The following is a 21108-nucleotide window of genomic DNA, read 5'->3' on the forward strand; positions in this document are numbered from 1 at the left end:
AAGAGTGCGCGCGAACGAAGCCTGCAATAGCGGTGTTACATCGATGCTTCGAGCATCGTGGGGTAGTCGTCACTTGACGCTTCGCGTGGATTGGTCTTATGGCTATGGTCCTTCAGGGCACCCGCGACAATGCGTGCGAACATCTCGCGCGTCACGCCGAGTTCCGCGAGACCGAGCGGAAGTCCGAGCGTTGCCGTCATCGCACGGATCGCCGGACCGACCTCGTCAGCCGATGCAAGGCCCATCGCCTGTGCAATGCGTTCGAGCTTGGTTTCGTCCTGCATCGAAGGCGCCGCGCGATTAAAGGCAATGACGGCTGGCAAGAAGATCGCGTTGAGCGTGCCGTGGTGAAGGCGCGGATTGATGCCTCCGAGAGAATGGCTCAGGCTGTGTACGCAGCCGAGACCTTTCTGGAAGGCGAGCGCGCCCTGCATCGACGCGCTCATCATGTTCAGACGCGCGGCGCGGTCGGTGGGATGGCGAGTCGCGCGTTCGATGTGGCGCCACGCACGCCACAGACCGTCCAGCGCGATGCCGTCGGCGGGCGGATTAAACGCGGGCGCCATGAATGTTTCGAGACAATGCGCGATGGCGTCCATGCCGGTGGCGGCCGTGAGCATCGGCGGCAGGCCGAGCGTGAGCTCTGGATCGCAGATCGCGACCCTTGGCACGACGTAAGGCGAAATCACCCCGACCTTGCGGCCGTCGTCGAGAATCAGGATCGCCCCGCGACCTACTTCGCTGCCGGTTCCCGCAGTGGTCGGGATAGCAATAACAGGCGCCGTCGCCTCCGTGATGCGCGCAGCGCCTCCTTCTATCACCGCGAAGCTTTGCAGCGGACCGTCATGCGTGGCGCAAACGGCCACACCCTTCGCCAGATCGATCGACGAGCCGCCGCCCACCGCGATCACACCGTCGCATCCATGCGCCCGGTACATCGCAACGGCGTCCCGCACGACGCCCTCGTTAGGGTTCGGCGGAGTGCGATCGAACACCGGCAAATCTATTGTACTGGCGAGCGCCGCCAGCACGGTGTCCACAATGCCCGCTTCCCGGATGCCTGCATCCGTCACGATCAAGGGCCGGCGTATGCCGATGCGCTCGCACTCACCGGCCAGCAGCCGAACCGCGCCATATTCAAACTGAATCTGGGTTATATAGTTGATAAGGGACATGACAGTTGAGGAAGAGTTATAGGGGAGCTATGCTGTTGCTCGGCATTCGCTTGCCGGACCCGATAAACAATGGGATTTCCGCAGTAGTGACAATGATCAATGCATCGTTGGTGGGGAATGGACCATCCTCAACCCAAACGTTTAACTGATCAAACAGCGCAAGCACGCGCTGCGCTTCGTCGGGATATTGCCTGCTGACCCAAACGGCCGGCTCCTCGGTCAATCCGACTGGCGGCTCGGACACGTCTTTTGTTGCAAGCTTTGTCCCGTCTCCGTACTCGTAGAAACCAGATCCGCTTTTGCGTCCTAACATCCCCCCGGCAAGCCGTACAGCAGTGATCGGTGACGGGCGGAAACGAGGTTCGTCATAGAACTGCCGATAGATAGATTCCATGACCGGGTGCGACACGTCAAGCCCCGTGAGGTCGAGCAGTTCGAACGGTCCCATGCGAAAGTCCATCTGTTCGCGCACGAACTTATCGACGGTGTGGGCGTCGGTCACAGCAGCGCCAGGCCGTGCCGTTTCGCATACACCGCCACAGCTACCGAGTCCCGCTCTAGCTCTAGCCTCGACACACCACACATCATCCGTCGCGCGCTTTCGTAACGGGCAGTCCCAATCCTTAACATGATGCGAGAGGTTCATAAACAGAACGTCCATATCCGGGGTCTTTAGCTGTCCCATGCTACGCGACGTGGCGAGCGCGCCGAGCGAGTCAGGTTCCTGACGGCGCCGGAGCAGCTGAGCGCTATAGGCATCTTCTTTACTGAGCGGGAGGAACCCTTGCGGGGCCCGCGAGGCAAGTTTCGGTCAAAAAGTCGATGACCCCATGAATGGTATCGAGGGCCGCCGAATAATAGATGAAGGTCCCCTCCCGGCGCCCGGATACAAGGTTCGCTCGCAACATGTCCTTGAGGTGGAAAGACAGGCTGGATGAAACGATTCCTAACCGCGCAGAAATCTCGCCAGCGGGCAACCCGCGCGGCCCCGCCGTAACGAGTATCCGGAAGACAGCCAATCGCGACCGGTGCGCTATAGCGCTCAAAGCAAGCATTCTGGTGTCTTCATCCATTTCCATGGTTCATCAATCGTCGAAAGTCGTTTGCTCTGGTTTGACACGCACGGCGGCAAAGTCATCCCCGCTACAGACTGACGGGGAATCGGCTGTGGGATAACACGCGAAATGCCCCGGAGATGTACATCAGTGGACCTCGATCGCCCGAGCATTTCGCACGTCGGCGGTCCTACACTCCCTCGACCAGTACGGTCCTGAATCAGCGCCTGGCAGCGTGCGAGCGAAACCCTCTTCGGCTTCCTCAGGCAATCCACCCACCGTCGACCGTCAGACTTTCACCGGTGGTGTAGCTTGCTTCGGGGCTCGCCAGGTACGCTACCGCCGCCGCGATTTCTTCGGGCTTACCGAAGCGACCCACACTGGCGAGTTTCGTCATCGTTGCGTGAGCCTCCGTCCCAGGCTGGGGAGCGAGTTCAGTGTCGATCGGGCCGGGCTGAACTGCATTGACGGTCACGCCATACTGGCCAAGCTCGCGCGAAAGTCCACGTGTGAAGCCCCGAATGGCAAACTTCGACGCGATGTAAAGCGTTACGCCAGGCAGCGGCGCTGCTTCGCCGAAAGCAGAGCCCACATTGATGATGCGTCCCCAACCCGTCTTGATCATGCGCTTTGCCGCGTCCTTCGCCAGTTCAATCGGCGCCCGCACGTTCAGATTGAAGTGCGTGTCATACGATGTCTCAGACGACTCAAGGAACGGTCCGTATTCGACGGTGCCCGCGTTGTTGACGAGGATGTCGAGCCGGCCTTCAAATTTTCCGCCAAAGACGCCGTTCAACGAATCGGTCAGCGCCGCGACACCCTCGGGCTTTGCCAGATTGGCGCCGACCGCTTCGGCCTCGCCGCCTGCATCGCGGATCGCATTAACTACGTTCTCTGCACGCTCCGGACTCGACGCGTAATGGACGATAACGGATGCGCCCTCCCGCGCGAGACGGGTTGCGATGGCCGCGCCGATTCCACGAGAAGAGCCGGTCACAAGTGCAAGTTTGCCTTTCAGAGCTTGAGTCATGATTACCTCGATAGTGAAATTTGAAGGGTCTGCTCACATGCCCAAGTGCGGGGACAAGCCGACTGTTGCATGTGCGCCAATGTGTTCATGCATTGGTTGATGCGTATCGTCCGCTCGTGTCGGAATGCACGGTAGTAGTCGGCCAGGAATAGGTCCTATTCCTGGTGGAGTCCACTTTACTGAACCGGGATGCCCAGACGCGAGTCATCGCTTCGCAAGGGCACGAGGGCACAAATGCGCTTATGCGGAACATGCCTGCACGGAATAACTGTTATCGACGGGGGATGCCTTCTGCTGATGCTCTGGGAGTTTCAACCTGCGGGGATCGTGAGCAGCTACGCTCACGCTCAATGCGGATTAAACGCCCTATCGGCCTCAATCACTCAAGGAGATTCGCGATGACACTGCAAGACAAACTCGACGCTTTCAAAGCCGACTTCAAGGCCGGCAAACCGCCCTATTACGCACCGGCGGAAATCCACCCGATCATGGAGCGTGCGACCGCTGAACTGATCGCGAGCGGTCAGGCGGCACGCGCCATCAAAGCTGGCGACCGCGCCCCGCTGTTCAAATTGAAAGACCAGAACGACAACGACGTCTCGTCGACCGATCTGCTTGCGCAGGGGCCGCTCGTCGTGACCTTCTATCGTGGCGTATGGTGTCCGTACTGCAACATCGAACTTCAGGCGATCAACGAAGTGCTGTCGCAAATTCGCGCCCATGGTGCGAACGTGGTCGCCATCTCGCCGCAGACGCCGGTCAATAGCCGCAAGTCAGTGCGCGAGAACGGGTTGAGCTTCCCGGTGCTGAGCGATGTCAACGGCGAGACGAGCGCAGCGTTCGGCGTGCGCTTCTCGCTGCCTGGCTACCTCGTCGATTTGTACAGGCGCCTGAGAAACGACCTCCCGGTGTTCAACGACGATCCCAGCTGGACTTTGCCTATGCCAGCGCGCTACGTCATTGGCCGCGACGGTATCGTGCTGTACTCGGAGGTTCATCCAGACTACACGCGCCGCGCCGATCCAAGCGACATGTTCGCCGTGCTCGAGAAGGCGACTGCGAAGGTGTAAACGGAGAAACTTACCGACCCCGATTTTGCTGTTTTCTGAAGCCGGCGCGTCAATCGATAAGAGTGGATTTCGGGTCGGCTTCAGTACTGCCACCGTGCCCATCAAACAGGTGCTCGACGAAAGCGACGAAGGCGCGCGCTTTCGTCGTAGCCATGCGACCGGACGGAAAGACTGCCCAGACATCGATGGCTGGCAGCGTCCATTCGGTGAGAACGGCTTGCACAGTGCCGTCGGCGAGTTCGGGGGAGAACATCCATTCTGACGCGACAGCGAGGCCCATGTGCCCCAGCACCGCCGTGCGCATGCCCTCGGCGGCGCTCACGCTTACCCGGCCCGACACGGCCACGGCGACCTCGGTGCCATCGTTGCAGCTAAACGACCACGACTCGCCACCACCTCGCAGGGAGTACACGATCGCCTGGTGCCGGCTCAGGTCTGCCGGTGTCTTCGGAACGCCGGCGTCCGCGAAATAGCGCGGGGTCCCGACCACCAGTCGCCGTCCCCGCAGGATGCGTCGTGCGGTCATCGTCGAGTCGTCGAGCGTACCCATGCGGAGCGCCACGTCGACGCCCTGTTCAAGCAGATCGATGGAACGGTCGTCCAGAACGATGTCGATACTCAGTTTCGGATGCTGGTCGAGAAAGGACTTAAGGGCTGGCAAAATGTGCAGCCGCGCGAAGGTGACCGCAGCACCGATGCGCAAGCGGCCCGAGAGCCCGTCCGACGATTCGCGTGCTGCCTGTTCGGCCTGATCCGCCTCATCGATTGCACGGCGGGCGTGCTCGTAGAATCGCTGGCCCGCATCCGTCGGCGCCAGGCCTCTCGTTGAGCGAAGCAAAAGCCGCGCGCCGAGATGCTCTTCCAGTTGCGCAATCGACTTCGAGACCGCCGGCTGGCCCAACTTTAACCGGCGAGCGGCCGCAGAAAATGAACCTGCGTCCACCACGGTTACGAACGTCTCCATTGCGGTCATGCGGTCCATACGTTGCTCTCCTGCAAACTGTTCATAATCGAATAGCACAGTATACGAACCGTCTCCCATGCGCCCGATCACTCTATGTCTTATCTCCTGCCGACCCTTCGACGAGCACGGCGGGATTCACGCTGACATATCGCTTCGCCAACGTCTCGTAAAGTGCTGGGGCAAAGAGTTTCGATACCTGACTGGATATCAGCGCTGTAGCCATGAGTGATATGACGAGTGCATGGCCGTTGATCATCTCGATCACGATCACGAACGCGGTGATCGGGCTTTGCGTCACTGCAGCCAGATAACCGACCATTCCGAGCGCGATCAGCATCGGCAGTTGCATCTGGCCGAACACCAGGTGCAGCGCATTTCCAATACCGGCACCGATCGCCAACGAGGGCGCAAAGAGTCCACCAGGTGCGCCCGGCAGATACGACCCGACCATCGAGGCCATCTTGAGCACCGGGTAGGCAGCGCTTAGTTGAGCTCGTCCTTCCAGCATTGCCCGCGCTTCGGCATAGCCACTGCCGAACGTATGTCCGCCGGAGGCCACGCCGATCACGGCGATGATCAGGCCGCACACGGCACCAAACGCCACCGGATGACGGTCGCGCCAGGTGTTGACCCGCGACGGGATCCAGCGCCCGGTATTCAGTAGTAGCCAGCAGAATACGCCGCCCGCGACGCCGGACACAGCACCGATCAGTACGACGGCTACTGCGAGCAGGTCTGGGAAGTGGTTCCCTATATCGATCGTTCCGAAATACGTGTAGTTGCCCTGCAATCCCAGTGAAACAATACCGGCGAAGATGATGGCGGTAATCAGCACGCCACTTGTGCGCTGCTCGAAGCTTCGGGTCAACTCCTCGATCGCAAAGACGACACCGGCGAGCGGTGCGTTAAACGCTGCCGACAGGCCCGCTGCGGCACCAGCGAGCGCCAGCCGGTGCTCAAGCGCCGTACCCCGGAGGGCCCGGAACCGCTGAGGATAGAAGCGCCGCAGGTTGAACATGAGTGCCGCACCCACGTGGATCGTCGGACCCTCCCGGCCGATCGTAAATCCCCCCAATATCGAAAGGAACGACACCACGATCTTGCCGACCAGGATTCTTATGCTCAGAAGGCGTGGCGCAAGAGCGCCGCTGTCATGAAGCGTCGCGATGACCTGAGGGATTCCGCTGCCTTCTGATCCAGGGAAAAAGCGTCGGGTCAACCAGACGCCGAGTGCGCCGATCGCCGGGCTGACGGGAAGCGGCAACCACCAGTACCGCGTTGCATATCGCAGAAAAGTGTCGTATCCGACGTCGATCAGCTTAGCGTACAGAACGGCGACGAGCCCGGTCGCGATGGCGCCCAGCCAGAACACGCCGTAATGCAGCCACAACCGTCTGCCACGCTGCACCGCACGTTTATCGATAAATCCCGGTATGCGCATGACGCCGCCGCAAAGGCACGAGTATAAACGATAAGGCACACTGTGCCATATCTCGCGATAGACGGCTCAGTCTTCATGGCGAAGTGTAATAAAAGCGGGAGGACCATCACTTCCTGCGCGCGGGTCCAAATACCCAGCCGAAAGACTCGATCTCCGACTTGTGTAGCGCCGCCAGTTTCAACAGACAGCGCTCGCCCTTCGTCGTGAGATGCACCTGGACCTGCCGGCGGTCCAGGCCGTCCGGTACGCGCACCACCAGACCTGCGGCTTCACAACGTGAGACGAGTGCGGCTGTACCATTCGGCGCAGCCTGCAGCCGTTCCGCGAGTTCACCGACACTGGCCCATTGCCGGCCGGGAAACCCTCTGACATGCAGGAGCAACTGATATTGCAACGGAGTTACACCTTCTGCGTGGGTGATCTCCTCCGAGAACCGCAGAAACTGTCGCAGCTGATAGCGGAACTCGGACATCGCCTCTAGATCCTGCTTGCCTGGCGCCGTGGCGGATGTGCCTTTGCGGGAGCTCATTCAGTCTCCAGAGATTGGGGAAATGCGGATTGAAAATATGTCATCTTGTGCCTAAACTGCTCCTAAGTTGCGCGTCCGGGTTTCGGTTCGTGCGTGGAACAGGCAGCGAATTCTCCGGCCACGTGATGTAGCCGTGTTCGCCGCCTTTGCAGAGGATTCTAAGACGTTCGACGCGGAGGAGACCAATGTCGACGTATCGCTTTGTTTTCAGGTGCCGGTTGCTATGACGTATCCGCGTTAGGGAGCGGTAAATGAATTTCTGCTGCGCCGGCTTCCTACTCGTCGTGTCGGCGGCGCTGGTGTCGATTCCAGCCGTCGCGAGCACTCCACGGGTCCTACATATTGCGATGTTGGAGATCGGTGCCCATGAACTCAACCTTGAGTATTCAACGCTCAACGTGCGTCACGTCGAAGATGAGGGTCCGAATTCCGGTGAGTATCGCCTGGTCCCGATAATTCACGGTCCTTCATATTTCTCCGCGCTACTGCGCTACGACCATCAGAACTTGCGGGAGCACCACCGGCTACAGGGTAGTGGTTTCGGCATTCATTGGGGCAGCCGGTCGCGGTAGCCCGCAGCGACCTGCACGCCACGGCGCAAGGCGACGTTTAAAGGATGCGCTGTTGAATTTTTGGTAATTGCTGGCCCCGGCGGTGCGCGACGAGGGGTCTTCAACGATGGTGGCACGGTCGGAATTCAACCCGATCACTTCATCAACAGCGTGCATGAGCATAAGGACGGCGCACGCTCCGGGGTGGAACTCTCTCGGCCGGTGGCCGGATGAATATGCTGTCTTGCCAAAAGTATCACTGAGAGCCGAATTTTCGACTTTCTCGTTGATCCATCCGCAACTGATGGTCAGGACTGCAGCGCAAGACCGAACAAAATCAATTCTCGCGTAACCGATACTCAAGGATGAAGACCATGCACCTGTTGCTAGTTAGTGTGAACGTCAATCGCAATGCTCATCCGAATATCGTGTTTGCTGTGCTGCAGAATGAAGCCGGAGAATCGGTCAGCGTTCAGATTCGCTTCGATCCAGGCACCAACGTTGACAATCTGACGCTTCGTGAAATAGCGACTCTGGCTCGTGAACAGATGAGGAGAATCGAAGTCGGTTAGGTTCTGCGCCCCTTCATGTCATCCAGACACCGGCGAAACACCTATCCTTGTACTGCTGATCGCCCGTCCGGTCGCAACGAGAACCGCCCCGTTGATCACGTTCGAGGATCGGAACCTGACCCAGTGACGCGCGTTATCTCAGCGATCGTCACTGCCTTGATATCCAGCCAGATGTCCAGCTATTTAGCCGAAGTTGTACGAGGCAGCGGGGGCACCGCATCTGGAGTCTAGCGATTGGGCCAGAGCAATAAATGACTGAACAGGACTTCGACGATCTGGTGAAACAGGCTACAGCGGTAGACATGGAAATCGCGAGATGTGAGACGAAGGTCCGCGCGCTATGGGCAGATATCAGACGCCATACCCGGCTGGGAAATGCCGCTTCGACGCAGTATCAACGTCTGGTCGTCATGGAAAACCAACTCGGGCGCTGGAAACTGCTGCGCGAACGTATCCGCGCAACGCTCGCCAGAGCAGGAAAGTAGGTCCCGGCCTTCAGCCCGACATGAGCCAACGTGAGCAGTTGCAGTAACGCAGTCCCTCACCTTCTTGCTTGCCCCAGCAAAGCAGTTCAGGCAGCACGCTCACCACTCAAACAGCACTCGTCAGTTCCCTGCCGCCCTGCCCCCGGATGATTTTTCTTCGGGCTATGTCGCGAACTGCTTCGCCATGCCCGCGAGAATGAACTCGACTCCTACGCGAAATTCATTGTCCGAGTTTGTTCCCGCCGCGACCCTGGCTATTTCGCGCAGCTTCGGGAACCTGTCATTCGGCAGGGATTCGGCTTCGGCAACATGGGCATCTGAATCGCCATCAAATCCCTCGGTGGCACTGCCGAGCTGGGCCTGCGCGAGGCCGATAATAAACCCGTTGAACGTCCGGAATGCCGCGAGCAGAACTTCTGCGGAGCAGCCGCTTCGCGCGAGTGCTCCCAGCAGTGCCTCCGCGACTTCCAGCGTCGCTTCGTGACTAGTACGGCGCGTCAGCACAAGCGGGATGACATTGGGATGAGAGCGGATCGCCTGCCACATTTCCAGCAGTATTGCCCTTACATCCTCCCGCCAGTCGTCTTGCTCCTCTGGAAGACACACCTCAGAAAAAACGGCTTCCACTAGCAGCGTGTCCAGTTCGTCGCGATCGTGAAAGTAGTTATAAATCGTCATCGGACCCGTTCCAAGTACCGCAGCAAGCGCGCGCATGGACAGGGCAGACAGCCCCTCCTCATCGACAATCTTCAATGCGGCGGTCTGAAGCTGCTCGCGGGTGAATTTCGGTTTTGCAGGCATGTTTCCTCTTGACAAAGTACATCGTACGTATTCAAATTCTATTGACGTACATTGTACCTAAATAGACGGTTCCGGAGAGCAAAATGGAAGAAATGAAAGGCAAGGTTGTTCTGGTCACTGGGGCATCCTCAGGATTGGGCCACGCGACAGCGCAGTTGCTGACAACGCTGGGACATCGGGTGTATGGCACGAGCCGCAAATCTGATGCAGTAACCGATGCAGCGTGGCCGATGCTTGCACTGGACGTCTGTTCCGACTTATCAGTACGGGCCTGTCTCGCTGAAATCCTTGAGCGCGAGGGCCGAATCGACGTTCTCGTCAACAATGCTGGTCACGCCTTCGTAGGCGCGATCGAAGAAACGGATATCGACGAGGCGAAGGCCCAGTTCGAGACGAACTTCTTTGGAGCGCTGCGCATGATGCTCGGGGTCTTACCGTTCATGCGTGCGCAAGGCGCGGGTCATATAGTCAACATCAGCTCGCTTGCGGGCGTCGTTCCCTTTCCGTTTCTTGGAGTCTATGGCGCGAGCAAGCACGCGCTGGAGGCGATTTCCGAATCGCTTGAGTATGAACTAGGCGATACCCGCATCCGCGTCACGCTGATGGAACCGGACGGCATGCAGACCTCCATCGGATTTCATCATCCTCGTGCCGAACACGCGATCCTCACCGCGAAGCGCCTGCGGCTTCTGCGGCAACTTGAGATCAATACCCGCGAACATGGAATCGAACCCAGCGCTCTGGCTCAAGAAGTCGCAAGCGTGATCGAAAGCGATACGCCGCCGTTACGCGTCGTAATCGGCGACATGGCAAAGGAAGTCATTGGTGCGCGCCATACAATGCCGGAGACCGGCTTCCGTCAGATGCTCGCCGGTCGTATACGTCAGATCACGGACGGGACGGCTGGAATGGATAGCGACCGTATCTCATGAGGCGCCCGCTCCTCACGCGAGAGTCAGTCTGGGGTCATGGCACCATTTGTTCTCGCAACTCGGAGCCGATCCGGCCACCCAGAAACAGCAGTCCTTGACTCTCATTACTGTACCTACTACTCTGTCGATAACAGTTCACCGTAGCGAGCCAGCATTGTGGGAAAGAGAGACGACATCGTTGAGGCGACCAAAGCGCTGCTTTGGGAGAAAGGGTATGAGGCAACCAGTCCGCGCGATATCCAGGAGCGCAGCAACGCCGGACAAGGGAGCTTTTACCATCACTTCGCCAGCAAACAGGCACTGGCGGCCGTCGCTATTCAGGAAGTGGTCGACGAGCGAATCCAGGATTTCGAAGACGCGATGGCCTTACCTGGTAGCTTCATCGACCGATTCCTGAAGTATGTCGCCCAGAATCAGCAACCGCTTCTGGGGTGCCGTGTCGGCCGGCTGGTCTGGGACTCGGCGGTACAGGAAGAGGAGTTGAGGTTGCCGTTGGCGCAATACTTTCGACATCTAGAAACGCGCATCACCGGAATACTCGAAGATGAACAAAAGACGGGCAACGCGAAACTCAGCATGCCCGCCGACCAGATCGCTCTTCTAATCGTCTCCATTGTGCAGGGGAACTTTGCGGTGAGCCGTGCCATGAAGCATGCACGCGCTGGCAAGATGCGGAGTGCACTCCAGGCATTTTTGCGTATCGCGATGGTTGAGAAATAATTTTCGGCCAAATTGTACATACTCATAGGTACGATCATAAACAGATTGGAGACGCCAGATCATGACGCAGCTTCAGGAGAAGTTCCTCGACTTGGACGGCCGCCAGATCGCTTACGTCGCCACTGGCCCTGATCCATCAATCGTGTTGCTCCACGGGATCCCCACAAGCAGGCATCTGTGGCGCGATGTCCTCGGGCCCCTGAGTGAGGCCGGTCTGAATTGCGTTGCGCCTGATCTGCTTGGCTACGGCGATTCATCGAAGCCTGAAAGCGCCGATCTGGGAATTGCGTCGCAGGCACGAATCATCGAGGGGCTACTTCAACAGTTGAGCTGGAACGGTGGCGTAGTCGTCGGGCACGATATCGGTGGAGGTGTGGCGCAATTACTTGCGCTGAATTGTCCGCAGTATGTGCGTGGTCTCGTGCTGGTGGACAGCATCGCGTACGACTCCTTCCCTGAACCCGGTATTGCGCGCCTGAAAGATCCCGTATGGGACGAAATACTCGGTGCAGAAGGGTTCGATCTGCGAAAGGGGCTCGCAAAAGGCCTTCGAAGCGGCATGGCTCAGCAGGAGAAAGTGACTCCCGAGCTGGTCGCTGAGTATGAACGCCCGTTCCAAGGTGTGACTGGTCGGCAAGCGTACCTGAGAGCTGCCAGGGCGCTCCGCACGGAGGAACTATCGACCCGCGCCTGGGAAATCGAACGGCTGCAAATGCCAACGCTTCTGGTTTGGGGCGCCCACGACACGTTCCAGCCGTTGCCGTATGGCCAGAGACTCGCCAAAGCAATGCCGAATGCGGAACTGGAAGTGATCGAGGAGGCAGGTCACTTTCTACCTGAAGACACGCCGGATCGCCTTGCACAGTTGATCATCCGTTTCGTGAAAACGCGGTTGTGAGAGAGAAGGAACGCGACATGGCACTTACCCTGTCACGACGCATCTACTCTTCGTAACCAGTCTTTTCCCATCACCATTCCCGGTGATTATTCCTGGAGGTACGAGATATGAAAATTGCAGTGTTAGGCGCTGGCGGCGTCGGCGGTTATTTTGGCGCGCGCCTTGCCGCTTCCGGCAGTGACATCACGTTTATCGCGCGCGGCAAGCATCTCGAAGCGATGCGCAAGGACGGCCTGCGTGTCATCAGCCCTCTGGGCGACGTCACAATACGGGATCCGAAGGTTGTCGACAGCGTGGACCAGGTCGAAGAAGCCGACCTCGTCGTGGTTGCCGTGAAACTCTGGGATACCGAGGCAGCCGCGAAATCGCTGAAGACCCTGACGGACCGCGGTGCAGCGGTCGTTTCATTTCAGAACGGCGTGCACAAGGACGAGGCTCTTGCAGCGCATCTGCCGGCGGATGCACTGCTGGGTGGCGTCAGCTACATCGCGTCTGTCATTTCGGAGCCAGGAGTCGTTACTCATAGTGGCACGCTACAGAAGCTTGTATTTGGTGAATACGACGGACGCCGTTTGCAACGCGTTGAAGAGTTTCTTGCAGCGTGCGTGAAGGCGGGAATCACGGCAGAGATCAGCGACAACATCCGTCAGCTAATCTGGGAAAAATACGTTTTCCTCGTTGGACTATCAGGCACGACATCTTCAGTCCGAAAGCCCATCGGTCCCATCCGCGACAACCCCCGAACGCGGGCATTCCTGCTGGAAGTCATGCGGGAAGCCGTCGCCGTCGCGCACGCCCGAAACATCGATCTTCCACCCGACTTCGCTGAAGACCGCCTGGCGTTTTGTGACACCTTACCGCCTACCATGACTTCATCGATGCACGGGGATCTTGAGCGCGGCAATCGCATGGAACTGCCATGGCTCAGCGGTGGCGTATCCGAACTGGGCGCGCAACTCAACATTCCGACGCCCAAGAACGATGCGATCACCGATATCCTGACACTCCACGCAGCCGGAAAGTAGACACCCACTCGAGGCGAGTTGCTTGCCTTCGCGTTGGCGGCCTGCCTTGCACACGGCGACGAGATACAAGAACCTTGGCGAAAGGCATCGAGCCAGCGATGGGCAGTTCGATGCGGTGACGACCTTCAGGAGACGAAAAGATGAATGTTGAACAGTTGACGCTACGTGCGATTACGTCGACGGCGGTTTCCGTGCCGATGGCAAGACCTCTTGGTACGAGCGCGCAAACTATCCGGAATGCGCCCCTGCTTCTGGTATCGCTGGAAACTGAGCAAGGCATTACCGGACACGCTTATGCGTTCTGCTATCTCGAGTCGGTAGCGCAGTCGTTGCCGGTGATTGTCAAATCGCTCAGCGATTCTCTCGCGGGCCAAAAGGTGGTGCCGCTCGAACTGGCGCGCCTGATGTCGAAATATTTCAAGCTGACGGGTCTGTACGGACCCCTGTGCATGATCGCGTCCGCCGTTGATGTCGCCGCGTGGGACGCGCTTTCAATTTCGGCGGGAATGCCACTCGGAGCACTGCTTGGCGGGAAATGCGACCCGGTCCCTGCATACAACAGCAACGGACTCGGATTGATGGCGCCAGGTGAAGTTGCCGACGAGGCCGAGGCACTTTTGTCTGGCGGCTTCCGCGCAATCAAGATGCGCCTCGGTCGTGCCAGTTTCTCGGACGACCTGGCGGCCATCCGTGAGGTACGAAAACGCATCCCTGATGAAATCAGCCTGATGACCGACTTCAATCAGGCACTCACGCCCGCGCGGGCTATGCAGTACTGCCCTGCGCTCGATGGTGAAGGGGTGTACTGGATCGAGGAGCCCATCCGGCACGATGATTTCTCTCACGCCGCGATGATCGCCGACGCTACGAAGACACCGATTCAGCTGGGTGAAAACCTTGTCGGACTGCCCCCACTTTTCGATGCGCTGAAATCGGAGGCGACTGATTTCCTGATGTTCGACCTCGATCGCATTGGCGGAGTCAGCGGATGGCAACTGGCCAGTGGTCTGGCATCTGCCAGCGGCAAGGAAGTTTCCTCGCACCTGTTCCCTGAGGTTAGCGCCCATCTTCTATCTGCGACCCCCACGCGACACTGGCTGGAATACGTTGATTGGGCAAATCCCATCCTCCAGGAACCTTTACAGCTCGTTGACGGAAGCGCCGTCATTCCCGACCGCCCCGGCAACGGACTGAGTTGGAACGACGATGCTGTTGCGCGATACCGCCTTGACTAGGCATTGCGACACGAACCTCTCAGGTTATGACCGTGCTTCACGCCCTCACGCCTGGGGCATCCCGCGATGAATGTTTCGCGCCGGCACTGCCGGCAAAAAGTCGCATCTTCCTGAACGTACTTCTCTCGACGATGACAGGTGCATCCATGAAACAGATTAGAGGTGTAGTTTTCGACCTATATGGGACGTTGTACGATGTTCACTCGGTCGCCGGGCTTTGTGACCAGTACTTTCCCGGACGTGGACGGGAGATCAGCGTGCTCTGGCGTCAAAAGCAGTTGGAGTACACATGGTTGCGCAGCTTGATGGGGCAGTACATTCCATTCGAACAGGCCACCTCCGACGCGCTGCTTTTTGTAGGCGAGAACATGAAGCTGGGCTTGCCGGCGGATCAGCACGAAGCCCTGTGCGATGAGTACCTGAGAATCAAACCCTATCCCGAGGTACGGTCAACGTTGCAAACTCTACGAGCGCAGGGGTTGCAACTTGCCATTCTCTCCAACGGATCGGTGAACTCGATTCAAAGTGTCGTTGATAATTCCGGCTTGATGCCTCTATTCGATCATCTGATCAGTGTTGAGGAAGTCAAGGTTTTCAAGCCGCATGCGCACGCTTATGAGCTAGGTGAAAAGAAGCTGAAACTACATCGCTCCGAACTCCTGTTCGTGTCGTCGAATGCATGGGATGCATCCGGAGCTCGTCACTTTGGCTATTCCGTTTGCTGGGTAAATCGCGCCGGCAACACGTTTGACCGCCTTGGCCAGGTCCCACAATACATCGTACAGAGCCTCGATGCGCTGCCTGATCTTGCGGCATTGACGCCCGCAGCCACATAGTGGTGCCTGACGCCCGAAGCCAGTTCAGACAACATCCATGGCTCGGATCGAAAGGTGCGACGCGTAGTCGATTCCCAATTCCTCCTGGGCAGTCAAACCTTGACGGAGTTGGGCGTCACCGAGTATTTCGACTTCTGGACCAGCGGGTTACAGCAGCGAACACATATCTCTAACCAGAGCTATTCGAAGCAATTTTTGCATTTTTGCGGAGGCTAACGGCCGATACGCTCATCCATGATCAGGCGCGTGCTACGTCGATAGGTTAGATAAGCCCAGATCCAGTTAAGCAGCACGGTAGAGCGATTGCGGCCGCCGGCCAGAAACGAAATATGTGCCACGCCCCAGAACCACCAGGCGGGTGCACCCCATAGACGTAAGCGGCCGAATTCGGCGACCGCTTCCTGGCGCCCTATGGTCGCGAGACTGCCCACGTGTCGATATTGGAACGGGGCCGGCGTAGGCGCGCTGCACAATCGCGCGCTGATCACTTGCGCCACATAGCGGCCCTGCTGCCTGGCCGCGGGCGCCAGTCCAGGCACGGCCGCCCCGTTCCATCCCATCGACAACGCGGTATCTCCAAGCGCGAATATTCCGTCCAGACCTGGTACCGACAGATCCGCCGATACAGCCAGCCGCCCCGATGAGTCGGTATCCTGCCCAAGCCATTGAGCCGCCGCCGACGCCGCCACACCGGCCGCCCAGAGCACAGTGCGCGCGGGGATGCGCTGTCCGTGTATGTCCACACCGGCACGGTCGACCGACAGCACTCTGGAGCGCAGCCTGACGTCGACGCCGAGCGATTTCATCGAGCGTTCTGCCGCAGCCGACGAGGCGGCAGAGAACGTGGGCAATACGCGGTCCGCCGACTGCAACAGGATGACGTGGGCGTTGGCCGGATCGATGACACGATATTCATCGCTCATGCCATGACGCGCCAACTCGCAGATCGCACCGGCGAGTTCGATGCCGGTTGGCCCTCCGCCAACAATGACGAACGTCATCCAGGCGTTACGCTGGTCTTCATCGGCGGCGTTTTCTGCCTCTTCAAAAGCCCGTAACAGGCGGCTGCGAATCGACGTTGCGTCTTCGATGTTCTTGAGACCCGGCGCGAACTGCGCCCACGCATCCTTGCCGAAATAACCGTGCCGCGCACCGGTGGCCAACACGAGATAGTCGAACGGCACTCGTGCGCTTCCGGTCGACACCTCCCGCGCGGCGGTATCGACACCAATTACTTCGGCGAGTTGGACGCGCACGTTGCGCTGGTTCCGGAAGAGTTCCCGGATCGGTGTCGCAATGTCGGCGGGCGACAATGCAGCGGTGGCCACCTGATAGAGCAAGGGCTGGAAAAGATGATGGTTGCGCTGATCGATCAGTGTGACGCGGCATGGCAGACGACTGAGGCCCCGCACCGTCTCGACCCCGCCAAAGCCACCGCCCACGACGACGACATGCGGCAATGCGCCGGCGAGCTTCCGTGCTGGCCTGGTGAGGGCCCGTAACCAACGACTCAGCAAACGGTCGAGTGAGAGAAGACCCCCTCCGGCTATCGCGACCACGAGCACCAGCAAGAGGATCGCGAGCCTGTCGTCCGTCGACATCCCGATTGCCGCAACGGAAATCGTCAGCGCGAAGATCAGCGCGGCGAAGCGTGTACCCACTCCCAGCGCGAGCGCAGCTGCTATCGTGATCGCTAACCAAGCTGGCCGAATCAACACTAAAGCAGGTACACCGAACATCAAGAGACCGGCGTGTGAAAAGACCGGCGAAACATAGTCGGCAATCGACACCGCGAGAGCGATGCGAACGGCGAGCAAGGCAACCGGCGTTCCGCTTCGTTCGATCGCGTCGTAAAGCCGGTCGCCAAGCTGCAATAGCCGGGAGGGGAAGGATGCCATGCCACGCTTTAAAAGATGGTCGACCGAAAGCACGCCCGGCCCGCTGACGACCAACCACCCTAGCAAGGCGACCTTGACACCGATCGCACCCGAACTCATGGCGGAGCCGCCCAACACTGTCTGAGCGAAAAACACCAGTGCTATTGGTCGCGTCAGGAAGCCCACGCTGAGCAATAAGGGCGCAATAACGTGCAGCAAGGCCGCGATACCAGATGGCGCATGGAGAACACTCGAAACGCCGCCTGAGTGAGCCCCTTCTGCCATCGTCATGATCCGATGGACGAACACGACCTGTCCGAACCAGACCCTCGCAATCAAAAGCAACCATGGCATGCAGATCGCGCGTGTCGACGCGGTAAGTCCCGACACGCGATTGAAAGTCTCTCGGATCATGATGATATGACTCCGGGTAGTAATTTAATGATAAGGATATCGAATTATTATGAATAAATCGGACGCACTCGCTTAAACCGAATACATCTCGCAGCGGGGTTATATCGATGTAGTCATCCGGGTCAGCCACATCGGCGAAACGGACAGCAGCGCGGACTCTACATGGCGGTCATACCCCAGAAGAACAAAGACTCCCAGCACGACAAAGACCAAACCGAGCGCGGTCTTCGATACACTACCCAGTGATGCGAGCGGCCTGCGGGACCGAAGCAGCGACACGCGAGAGGCACCACCGAGCAGCACCAGTGGCGCACCCGCGCCCAAGCCGAACACCATCATCAGCAACGCTATTTGTCCCAGGTGGCGGCCTTGCGCGGCGAGCGTCGTGGCGGCACCTAGCGTCGGTTCGACGCACGGGCTCCAGACCAAACCGAGCACAAGCCCGATGCCAAACTGCGATGCAAGACTGTCCCCGCTCAAGGAACTCAGCGCGCCCTGCCCGATGTTGCCCACCCGTGACCCCAGCACCGCAAACCCGGCGGAAAGACGCGTGGACGACATGACAATCCCGAACACGGTCATCACCGCGGCCGCGACACGGCGAAGGAACTCCGGGTCGAGTCCCACATTCACGCCAAGGTTGGCGAACACCGTGCCGACGGCTGCGAACGACAAGCCAAGGCCGCCTGCTAACGCAAGCGTGCCGAAGCGATGTTTCGACAACGCGGACGCGATGAGAATCGGGACGAGCGGTAGCACGCACGGTGACAGCACCGATACGACCCCAGCTACGAAACCCAACGCGTAGGTGCCTGGCCCGAAGTCCATCACAGGGCCGCTTCGAACGTCTTGCGGATAGCTCGTTCAGTGGTCTCGCCGGTAGACCGCGCGACCTCGTGCCCCCCCTTGAAGACGACGAAGGTCGACTGCTGGGTGATCCGCAGGCTCTTCTTCAATGCGGTTTCCGTGTCGTAATCCGCCTCGTAGACAGTCAGCGATTTAAATTCAGCATCGGATGACAACCGGTCGACTATCGGCTGCTGGATCTTGCAGGTCGGGCACCACGCCGCATGCAGATATACGACTGTCGGCTTGCCGGCTGCAATCTGCTCGTCGAATTGGGTCTTGTTGTAGGGCACCTCGCCGGCGTACGCGATGTTCGCGAGCGCCAAGAACAGGTATGCCAGCGCTGCTCGTCCAATGATCGGTTTCATTATGTCGTCCGTCTGTGTTCAGTCCGTAAGTAAAGCCTCCAAACGGAAATTCGTCGATGAGACGAGGCGGGTTACAGCGCATCGAAAAAATAAACTGTGCGCAATTTGAAGGCGAGCGCAATCCGGCCTCGGCTCGATCGGTCGAAAGCAAAAAAAAACGATTCCCCTGTAACCAAACATTTGTGGCCCGCGAAATAGATGATGTACCCAGCACGGGTACCTTCCATCCCAACTATCGGAGAGATTCAATGTCTGCAAAAACCACTGTTAGTGCCACCCTGCTCGCCGGCGTTGTCGCGAGCTTGCTTGCATCAGTTGCCCACGCAGCACCGCTCACACAAGCCGAAGCAAGCGCTGCCGTTGCCGCTCACAAGGAGAAGTGCTATGGAGTCGCGCTGAAGGGGCAAAACGACTGCGCCGCCGGTCCCGGCACGACGTGTCAGGGTACGTCCGCGATGGATTTCCAGGGTAACTCGTGGAAGTTCGTTCAGGGCGGCACGTGCGCGAGTATCGAAGTGCCGGGTGGCGGCCACGGCTCGCTCACCCCGATGAAGTCCTGATCCGGCGAACGACAAGAGAGATGGGGCGGCCATGGACAATTCCACGATGACAACGGCAGTTGGCGAACCAGACCGCCCCCTTCACGCGCCGCCTGGCGCCCACGGGCTCGCCGGTACCAGTCTCAAGCATGAGCACCTGTCTGCGATTCTTGCGGACGGACTGAACGACGGATTCTTCGAGGTTCATGCGGAAAATTATATGGGCGCCGGCGGCCCACCACATCGGGCGCTTGCAACCATCCGCGAGGACTATCCGCTCTCCATTCACGGCGTGTGCATGTCGATTGGCGGGCCGGAAGCACTGGATGTGGCTCATCTCGCGCGCTTTCGCGATCTGGTGGCGCGATACGAGCCGACGCTGGTATCCGAGCACCTCGCGTGGTCCTCACACGGCGGGAAATTCTTCAACGACCTGCTGCCTTTGCCGTACACGAAAAACACATTCGATAAGGTATGCGAACATATCAACCAGGTCCAGGAGGCGATCAAACGCCCCATCCTCCTGGAGAATCCGTCGACGTATGTCGCTTTCGCTTCCTCGACAATGAGCGAAACCGACTTCATCCGGGCGGTCTCGCAACGTACCGGCTGCAGTCTGTTGCTGGACGTCAATAACGTTTTCGTTTCGGCAAACAATCACGGCTTTTCGGCCTCAGCGTACCTTGCCGAATTCCCACTTGAACAGGTGGGGGAGATCCATCTGGCCGGACATAGCGAGCAACACGACGACGAGAACGAGCTGCTGCTCATAGACAGCCACGATCGTGCCATCTCCGATTCCGTCTGGGAGCTTTACAGGGATGTCGTATCGCGTATCGGACCGAGGCCAACGCTGATCGAATGGGATAGCAACCTTCCGGACTGGCCCGTGTTGCGGGCTCAGGCGCTGACGGCCCGGCGGATCATGGCAGAACACGGATTGTCACTCGTCGAGGAGGTCAGCCATGACGTCTGAAAGTTGCCCGTGCGAGTACGCCGCAGCGTTTGCACCCGGTTTGACGGACCCAGCAGTCGTGGCATCAGAAGGTGTGGTCGCCACGTCGGGAAAAGGCGTAATCAATCGCTATAACGTCTACCGCAATAACGTCACGGTCAGCCTGATCGACGCACTCGCGGCTATCTATCCTGCTATCCAGCGCATCACCGGCGTCGACTTCTTCAGGGCGATGGCCCGTTTCCACGTTCGCGCGACGCCTCCTGCTTCTCCGTTGCTGTTTGAGTACGGGCGGGATTTTCCCGCGTTCATCGAGTCCTACGAATATGCCCGCGACATGCCGTGGTTGGCGGATGCGGCGCGCATCGAGCGGGCGTGGCTGGATGCCTATCACGCTGCTGACCTGCCCGTGCTTGATGCCGAGGCGTTGGGAAATATTGAGCCAACGTCGCTGGCGGCGGTGCGTTTCAAGCCGCACCCCGCCGCGCGGATTGTGAGATCACCCTATCCGGCCGTCGCAATCTTTGCGATGAACCGGACTGATGGCCCTGTTGCTCCACTCCGCTCAAGCGAAGCGGAGGATGCACTCGTGACGCGACCGGAGCAGGACGTGGTGGTATCGCGCCTGCCGGCCGGTGGCGCGGCATTCCTCATCAGTCTTCTCGAGGGCGCGTCACTGGGTGAAGCGATCGCAGCCGCATTTCAGGAAACCCCTTCCTTCGATCTCCAGGCCAACCTGGCAGGGATGATCTCAGCCGGCGTGTTTACCGCCGTTCAACATGGAGATTGA

At 59.0% G+C, this 21108-nt stretch carries 23 protein-coding genes and 1 pseudogene; 13 read left to right on the forward strand and 11 right to left on the reverse strand.

Features of this window, described 5'->3' with window-relative positions; all coding sequences use genetic code 11:
• Positions 1 to 35: 35 nt before the first annotated feature.
• The 4 genes and pseudogenes from HB376_RS10345 to HB376_RS10360 all read right to left on the reverse strand — a co-directional run bounded on the left by HB376_RS10345 (position 36) and on the right by HB376_RS10360 (position 3260).
• Complete coding sequence (locus tag HB376_RS10345; RefSeq protein ID WP_213763569.1) at positions 36 to 1175, reverse strand: iron-containing alcohol dehydrogenase; 1140 nt, start codon at positions 1173 to 1175, stop codon at positions 36 to 38.
• A 265-nt stretch (positions 1176 to 1440) separates the two neighbouring features.
• Positions 1441 to 1860 (reverse strand): annotated as a pseudogene (locus HB376_RS41705) (3-hydroxyacyl-CoA dehydrogenase family protein); the annotation flags it as partial.
• Between the two features lie 79 nt (positions 1861 to 1939).
• Positions 1940 to 2248 carry a metalloregulator ArsR/SmtB family transcription factor gene (locus HB376_RS10355; RefSeq protein WP_213763570.1) on the reverse strand — a complete coding sequence of 103 codons (309 nt, stop codon included), beginning with the start codon at positions 2246 to 2248 and terminating at the stop codon, positions 1940 to 1942.
• Positions 2249 to 2492: 244 nt separating this feature from the next.
• Entirely contained in the window at positions 2493 to 3260 is a 768-nt protein-coding gene (locus HB376_RS10360) for a 3-oxoacyl-ACP reductase family protein (protein ID WP_213763571.1), read from the reverse strand.
• A 398-nt stretch (positions 3261 to 3658) separates the two neighbouring features.
• Between HB376_RS10360 and HB376_RS10365 the strand changes: the two genes are divergently transcribed.
• Entirely contained in the window at positions 3659 to 4330 is a 672-nt protein-coding gene (locus tag HB376_RS10365) for a peroxiredoxin-like family protein (RefSeq protein ID WP_213763572.1), read from the forward strand.
• 49 nt (positions 4331 to 4379) lie between these two features.
• Here the strand turns inward: HB376_RS10365 and HB376_RS10370 are convergent, their stop codons facing one another.
• The 3 genes from HB376_RS10370 to HB376_RS10380 all read right to left on the reverse strand — a co-directional run bounded on the left by HB376_RS10370 (position 4380) and on the right by HB376_RS10380 (position 7264).
• The gene (locus HB376_RS10370; protein ID WP_213763573.1) at positions 4380 to 5312 is read right to left on the reverse strand and encodes a LysR family transcriptional regulator; all 933 of its coding nucleotides are present in this window, start codon (positions 5310 to 5312) and stop codon (positions 4380 to 4382) included.
• A 73-nt stretch (positions 5313 to 5385) separates the two neighbouring features.
• A complete protein-coding gene (locus tag HB376_RS10375) occupies positions 5386 to 6735 on the reverse strand; it encodes a chloride channel protein (protein WP_213763574.1) in 1350 nt (449 codons plus the stop codon).
• Between the two features lie 106 nt (positions 6736 to 6841).
• A complete protein-coding gene (locus HB376_RS10380) occupies positions 6842 to 7264 on the reverse strand; it encodes a MarR family winged helix-turn-helix transcriptional regulator (protein WP_213763575.1) in 423 nt (140 codons plus the stop codon).
• Between the two features lie 251 nt (positions 7265 to 7515).
• Between HB376_RS10380 and HB376_RS10385 the strand changes: the two genes are divergently transcribed.
• The 3 genes from HB376_RS10385 (at position 7516) to HB376_RS10395 (ending at position 8872) form a co-directional block, all read left to right on the forward strand.
• Entirely contained in the window at positions 7516 to 7836 is a 321-nt protein-coding gene (locus tag HB376_RS10385) for a hypothetical protein (RefSeq protein ID WP_213763576.1), read from the forward strand.
• Between the two features lie 353 nt (positions 7837 to 8189).
• Positions 8190 to 8387 (forward strand): hypothetical protein, encoded by a 198-nt coding sequence (locus HB376_RS10390; RefSeq protein WP_213763577.1) that lies wholly within the window; start codon positions 8190 to 8192, stop codon positions 8385 to 8387.
• A gap of 251 nt (positions 8388 to 8638) precedes the next feature.
• Complete coding sequence (locus HB376_RS10395; protein ID WP_213763578.1) at positions 8639 to 8872, forward strand: hypothetical protein; 234 nt, start codon at positions 8639 to 8641, stop codon at positions 8870 to 8872.
• Positions 8873 to 9034: 162 nt separating this feature from the next.
• Here the strand turns inward: HB376_RS10395 and HB376_RS10400 are convergent, their stop codons facing one another.
• Complete coding sequence (locus HB376_RS10400) at positions 9035 to 9673, reverse strand: TetR/AcrR family transcriptional regulator (protein ID WP_213763579.1); 639 nt, start codon at positions 9671 to 9673, stop codon at positions 9035 to 9037.
• An 83-nt stretch (positions 9674 to 9756) separates the two neighbouring features.
• On the opposite strand from HB376_RS10400, the gene HB376_RS10405 reads away from it, so the two are divergent.
• The 6 genes from HB376_RS10405 to HB376_RS10430 all read left to right on the forward strand — a co-directional run bounded on the left by HB376_RS10405 (position 9757) and on the right by HB376_RS10430 (position 15319).
• On the forward strand, positions 9757 to 10605 hold the full coding sequence (locus HB376_RS10405) for an SDR family oxidoreductase (protein ID WP_213763580.1): 849 nt from the start codon (positions 9757 to 9759) through the stop codon (positions 10603 to 10605).
• Positions 10606 to 10761: 156 nt separating this feature from the next.
• Complete coding sequence (locus HB376_RS10410; RefSeq protein ID WP_213763581.1) at positions 10762 to 11325, forward strand: TetR/AcrR family transcriptional regulator; 564 nt, start codon at positions 10762 to 10764, stop codon at positions 11323 to 11325.
• Between the two features lie 61 nt (positions 11326 to 11386).
• Positions 11387 to 12223, forward strand: a complete 837-nt coding sequence (locus HB376_RS10415; protein WP_213763582.1) for an alpha/beta fold hydrolase — start codon at positions 11387 to 11389, stop codon at positions 12221 to 12223.
• Between the two features lie 107 nt (positions 12224 to 12330).
• Entirely contained in the window at positions 12331 to 13248 is a 918-nt protein-coding gene (locus HB376_RS10420) for a 2-dehydropantoate 2-reductase (RefSeq protein ID WP_213763583.1), read from the forward strand.
• 140 nt (positions 13249 to 13388) lie between these two features.
• Positions 13389 to 14483 carry an enolase C-terminal domain-like protein gene (locus tag HB376_RS10425; RefSeq protein ID WP_213763584.1) on the forward strand — a complete coding sequence of 365 codons (1095 nt, stop codon included), beginning with the start codon at positions 13389 to 13391 and terminating at the stop codon, positions 14481 to 14483.
• A 146-nt stretch (positions 14484 to 14629) separates the two neighbouring features.
• A complete protein-coding gene (locus HB376_RS10430; RefSeq protein WP_213763842.1) occupies positions 14630 to 15319 on the forward strand; it encodes a haloacid dehalogenase type II in 690 nt (229 codons plus the stop codon).
• A 212-nt stretch (positions 15320 to 15531) separates the two neighbouring features.
• Here HB376_RS10430 and HB376_RS10435 read toward each other — a convergent pair whose 3' ends face one another.
• The 3 genes from HB376_RS10435 to HB376_RS10445 all read right to left on the reverse strand — a co-directional run bounded on the left by HB376_RS10435 (position 15532) and on the right by HB376_RS10445 (position 18824).
• On the reverse strand, positions 15532 to 17610 hold the full coding sequence (locus HB376_RS10435) for an FAD-dependent oxidoreductase (RefSeq protein ID WP_213763585.1): 2079 nt from the start codon (positions 17608 to 17610) through the stop codon (positions 15532 to 15534).
• Between the two features lie 99 nt (positions 17611 to 17709).
• A complete protein-coding gene (locus HB376_RS10440) occupies positions 17710 to 18438 on the reverse strand; it encodes a cytochrome c biogenesis CcdA family protein (protein ID WP_213763586.1) in 729 nt (242 codons plus the stop codon).
• The gene (locus tag HB376_RS10445) at positions 18438 to 18824 is read right to left on the reverse strand and encodes a thioredoxin family protein (protein ID WP_213763587.1); all 387 of its coding nucleotides are present in this window, start codon (positions 18822 to 18824) and stop codon (positions 18438 to 18440) included. The genes HB376_RS10440 and HB376_RS10445 overlap by 1 nt, the downstream gene beginning before the upstream one ends.
• Positions 18825 to 19072: 248 nt before the next feature.
• On the opposite strand from HB376_RS10445, the gene HB376_RS10450 reads away from it, so the two are divergent.
• Genes HB376_RS10450 through HB376_RS10460 form a run of 3 tightly spaced genes read left to right on the forward strand, consistent with a single transcriptional unit; the run spans position 19073 to position 21108 of the window.
• Entirely contained in the window at positions 19073 to 19384 is a 312-nt protein-coding gene (locus tag HB376_RS10450; RefSeq protein ID WP_213763588.1) for a DUF2282 domain-containing protein, read from the forward strand.
• Between the two features lie 46 nt (positions 19385 to 19430).
• The gene (locus HB376_RS10455) at positions 19431 to 20339 is read left to right on the forward strand and encodes a DUF692 domain-containing protein (protein ID WP_255631267.1); all 909 of its coding nucleotides are present in this window, start codon (positions 19431 to 19433) and stop codon (positions 20337 to 20339) included.
• Positions 20329 to 21108, forward strand: a complete 780-nt coding sequence (locus HB376_RS10460; protein WP_213763590.1) for a DNA-binding domain-containing protein — start codon at positions 20329 to 20331, stop codon at positions 21106 to 21108. The genes HB376_RS10455 and HB376_RS10460 overlap by 11 nt, the downstream gene beginning before the upstream one ends.

Source organism: Caballeronia sp. dw_19, assembly GCF_018449515.1.
Taxonomy (GTDB): Bacteria; Pseudomonadota; Gammaproteobacteria; order Burkholderiales; family Burkholderiaceae; genus Caballeronia.

What these genes read in the sequence shown, in the direction of transcription:
- HB376_RS10345 (WP_213763569.1), bottom strand. Translation starts at nt 1,175, where the DNA reads ATGTCCCTTATCAACTATATAACCCAGATTCAGTTTGAATATGGCGCG.
- HB376_RS10355 (WP_213763570.1), bottom strand. Translation starts at nt 2,248, where the DNA reads ATGGATGAAGACACCAGAATGCTTGCTTTGAGCGCTATAGCGCACCGG.
- HB376_RS10360 (WP_213763571.1), bottom strand. Translation starts at nt 3,260, where the DNA reads ATGACTCAAGCTCTGAAAGGCAAACTTGCACTTGTGACCGGCTCTTCT.
- HB376_RS10365 (WP_213763572.1), top strand. Translation starts at nt 3,659, where the DNA reads ATGACACTGCAAGACAAACTCGACGCTTTCAAAGCCGACTTCAAGGCC.
- HB376_RS10370 (WP_213763573.1), bottom strand. Translation starts at nt 5,312, where the DNA reads ATGGACCGCATGACCGCAATGGAGACGTTCGTAACCGTGGTGGACGCA.
- HB376_RS10375 (WP_213763574.1), bottom strand. Translation starts at nt 6,735, where the DNA reads ATGCGCATACCGGGATTTATCGATAAACGTGCGGTGCAGCGTGGCAGA.
- HB376_RS10380 (WP_213763575.1), bottom strand. Translation starts at nt 7,264, where the DNA reads ATGAGCTCCCGCAAAGGCACATCCGCCACGGCGCCAGGCAAGCAGGAT.
- HB376_RS10385 (WP_213763576.1), top strand. Translation starts at nt 7,516, where the DNA reads ATGAATTTCTGCTGCGCCGGCTTCCTACTCGTCGTGTCGGCGGCGCTG.
- HB376_RS10390 (WP_213763577.1), top strand. Translation starts at nt 8,190, where the DNA reads ATGCACCTGTTGCTAGTTAGTGTGAACGTCAATCGCAATGCTCATCCG.
- HB376_RS10395 (WP_213763578.1), top strand. Translation starts at nt 8,639, where the DNA reads ATGACTGAACAGGACTTCGACGATCTGGTGAAACAGGCTACAGCGGTA.
- HB376_RS10400 (WP_213763579.1), bottom strand. Translation starts at nt 9,673, where the DNA reads ATGCCTGCAAAACCGAAATTCACCCGCGAGCAGCTTCAGACCGCCGCA.
- HB376_RS10405 (WP_213763580.1), top strand. Translation starts at nt 9,757, where the DNA reads ATGGAAGAAATGAAAGGCAAGGTTGTTCTGGTCACTGGGGCATCCTCA.
- HB376_RS10415 (WP_213763582.1), top strand. Translation starts at nt 11,387, where the DNA reads ATGACGCAGCTTCAGGAGAAGTTCCTCGACTTGGACGGCCGCCAGATC.
- HB376_RS10420 (WP_213763583.1), top strand. Translation starts at nt 12,331, where the DNA reads ATGAAAATTGCAGTGTTAGGCGCTGGCGGCGTCGGCGGTTATTTTGGC.
- HB376_RS10425 (WP_213763584.1), top strand. Translation starts at nt 13,389, where the DNA reads ATGAATGTTGAACAGTTGACGCTACGTGCGATTACGTCGACGGCGGTT.
- HB376_RS10430 (WP_213763842.1), top strand. Translation starts at nt 14,630, where the DNA reads ATGAAACAGATTAGAGGTGTAGTTTTCGACCTATATGGGACGTTGTAC.
- HB376_RS10435 (WP_213763585.1), bottom strand. Translation starts at nt 17,610, where the DNA reads ATGATCCGAGAGACTTTCAATCGCGTGTCGGGACTTACCGCGTCGACA.
- HB376_RS10440 (WP_213763586.1), bottom strand. Translation starts at nt 18,438, where the DNA reads ATGGACTTCGGGCCAGGCACCTACGCGTTGGGTTTCGTAGCTGGGGTC.
- HB376_RS10445 (WP_213763587.1), bottom strand. Translation starts at nt 18,824, where the DNA reads ATGAAACCGATCATTGGACGAGCAGCGCTGGCATACCTGTTCTTGGCG.
- HB376_RS10450 (WP_213763588.1), top strand. Translation starts at nt 19,073, where the DNA reads ATGTCTGCAAAAACCACTGTTAGTGCCACCCTGCTCGCCGGCGTTGTC.
- HB376_RS10455 (WP_255631267.1), top strand. Translation starts at nt 19,431, where the DNA reads ATGACAACGGCAGTTGGCGAACCAGACCGCCCCCTTCACGCGCCGCCT.
- HB376_RS10460 (WP_213763590.1), top strand. Translation starts at nt 20,329, where the DNA reads ATGACGTCTGAAAGTTGCCCGTGCGAGTACGCCGCAGCGTTTGCACCC.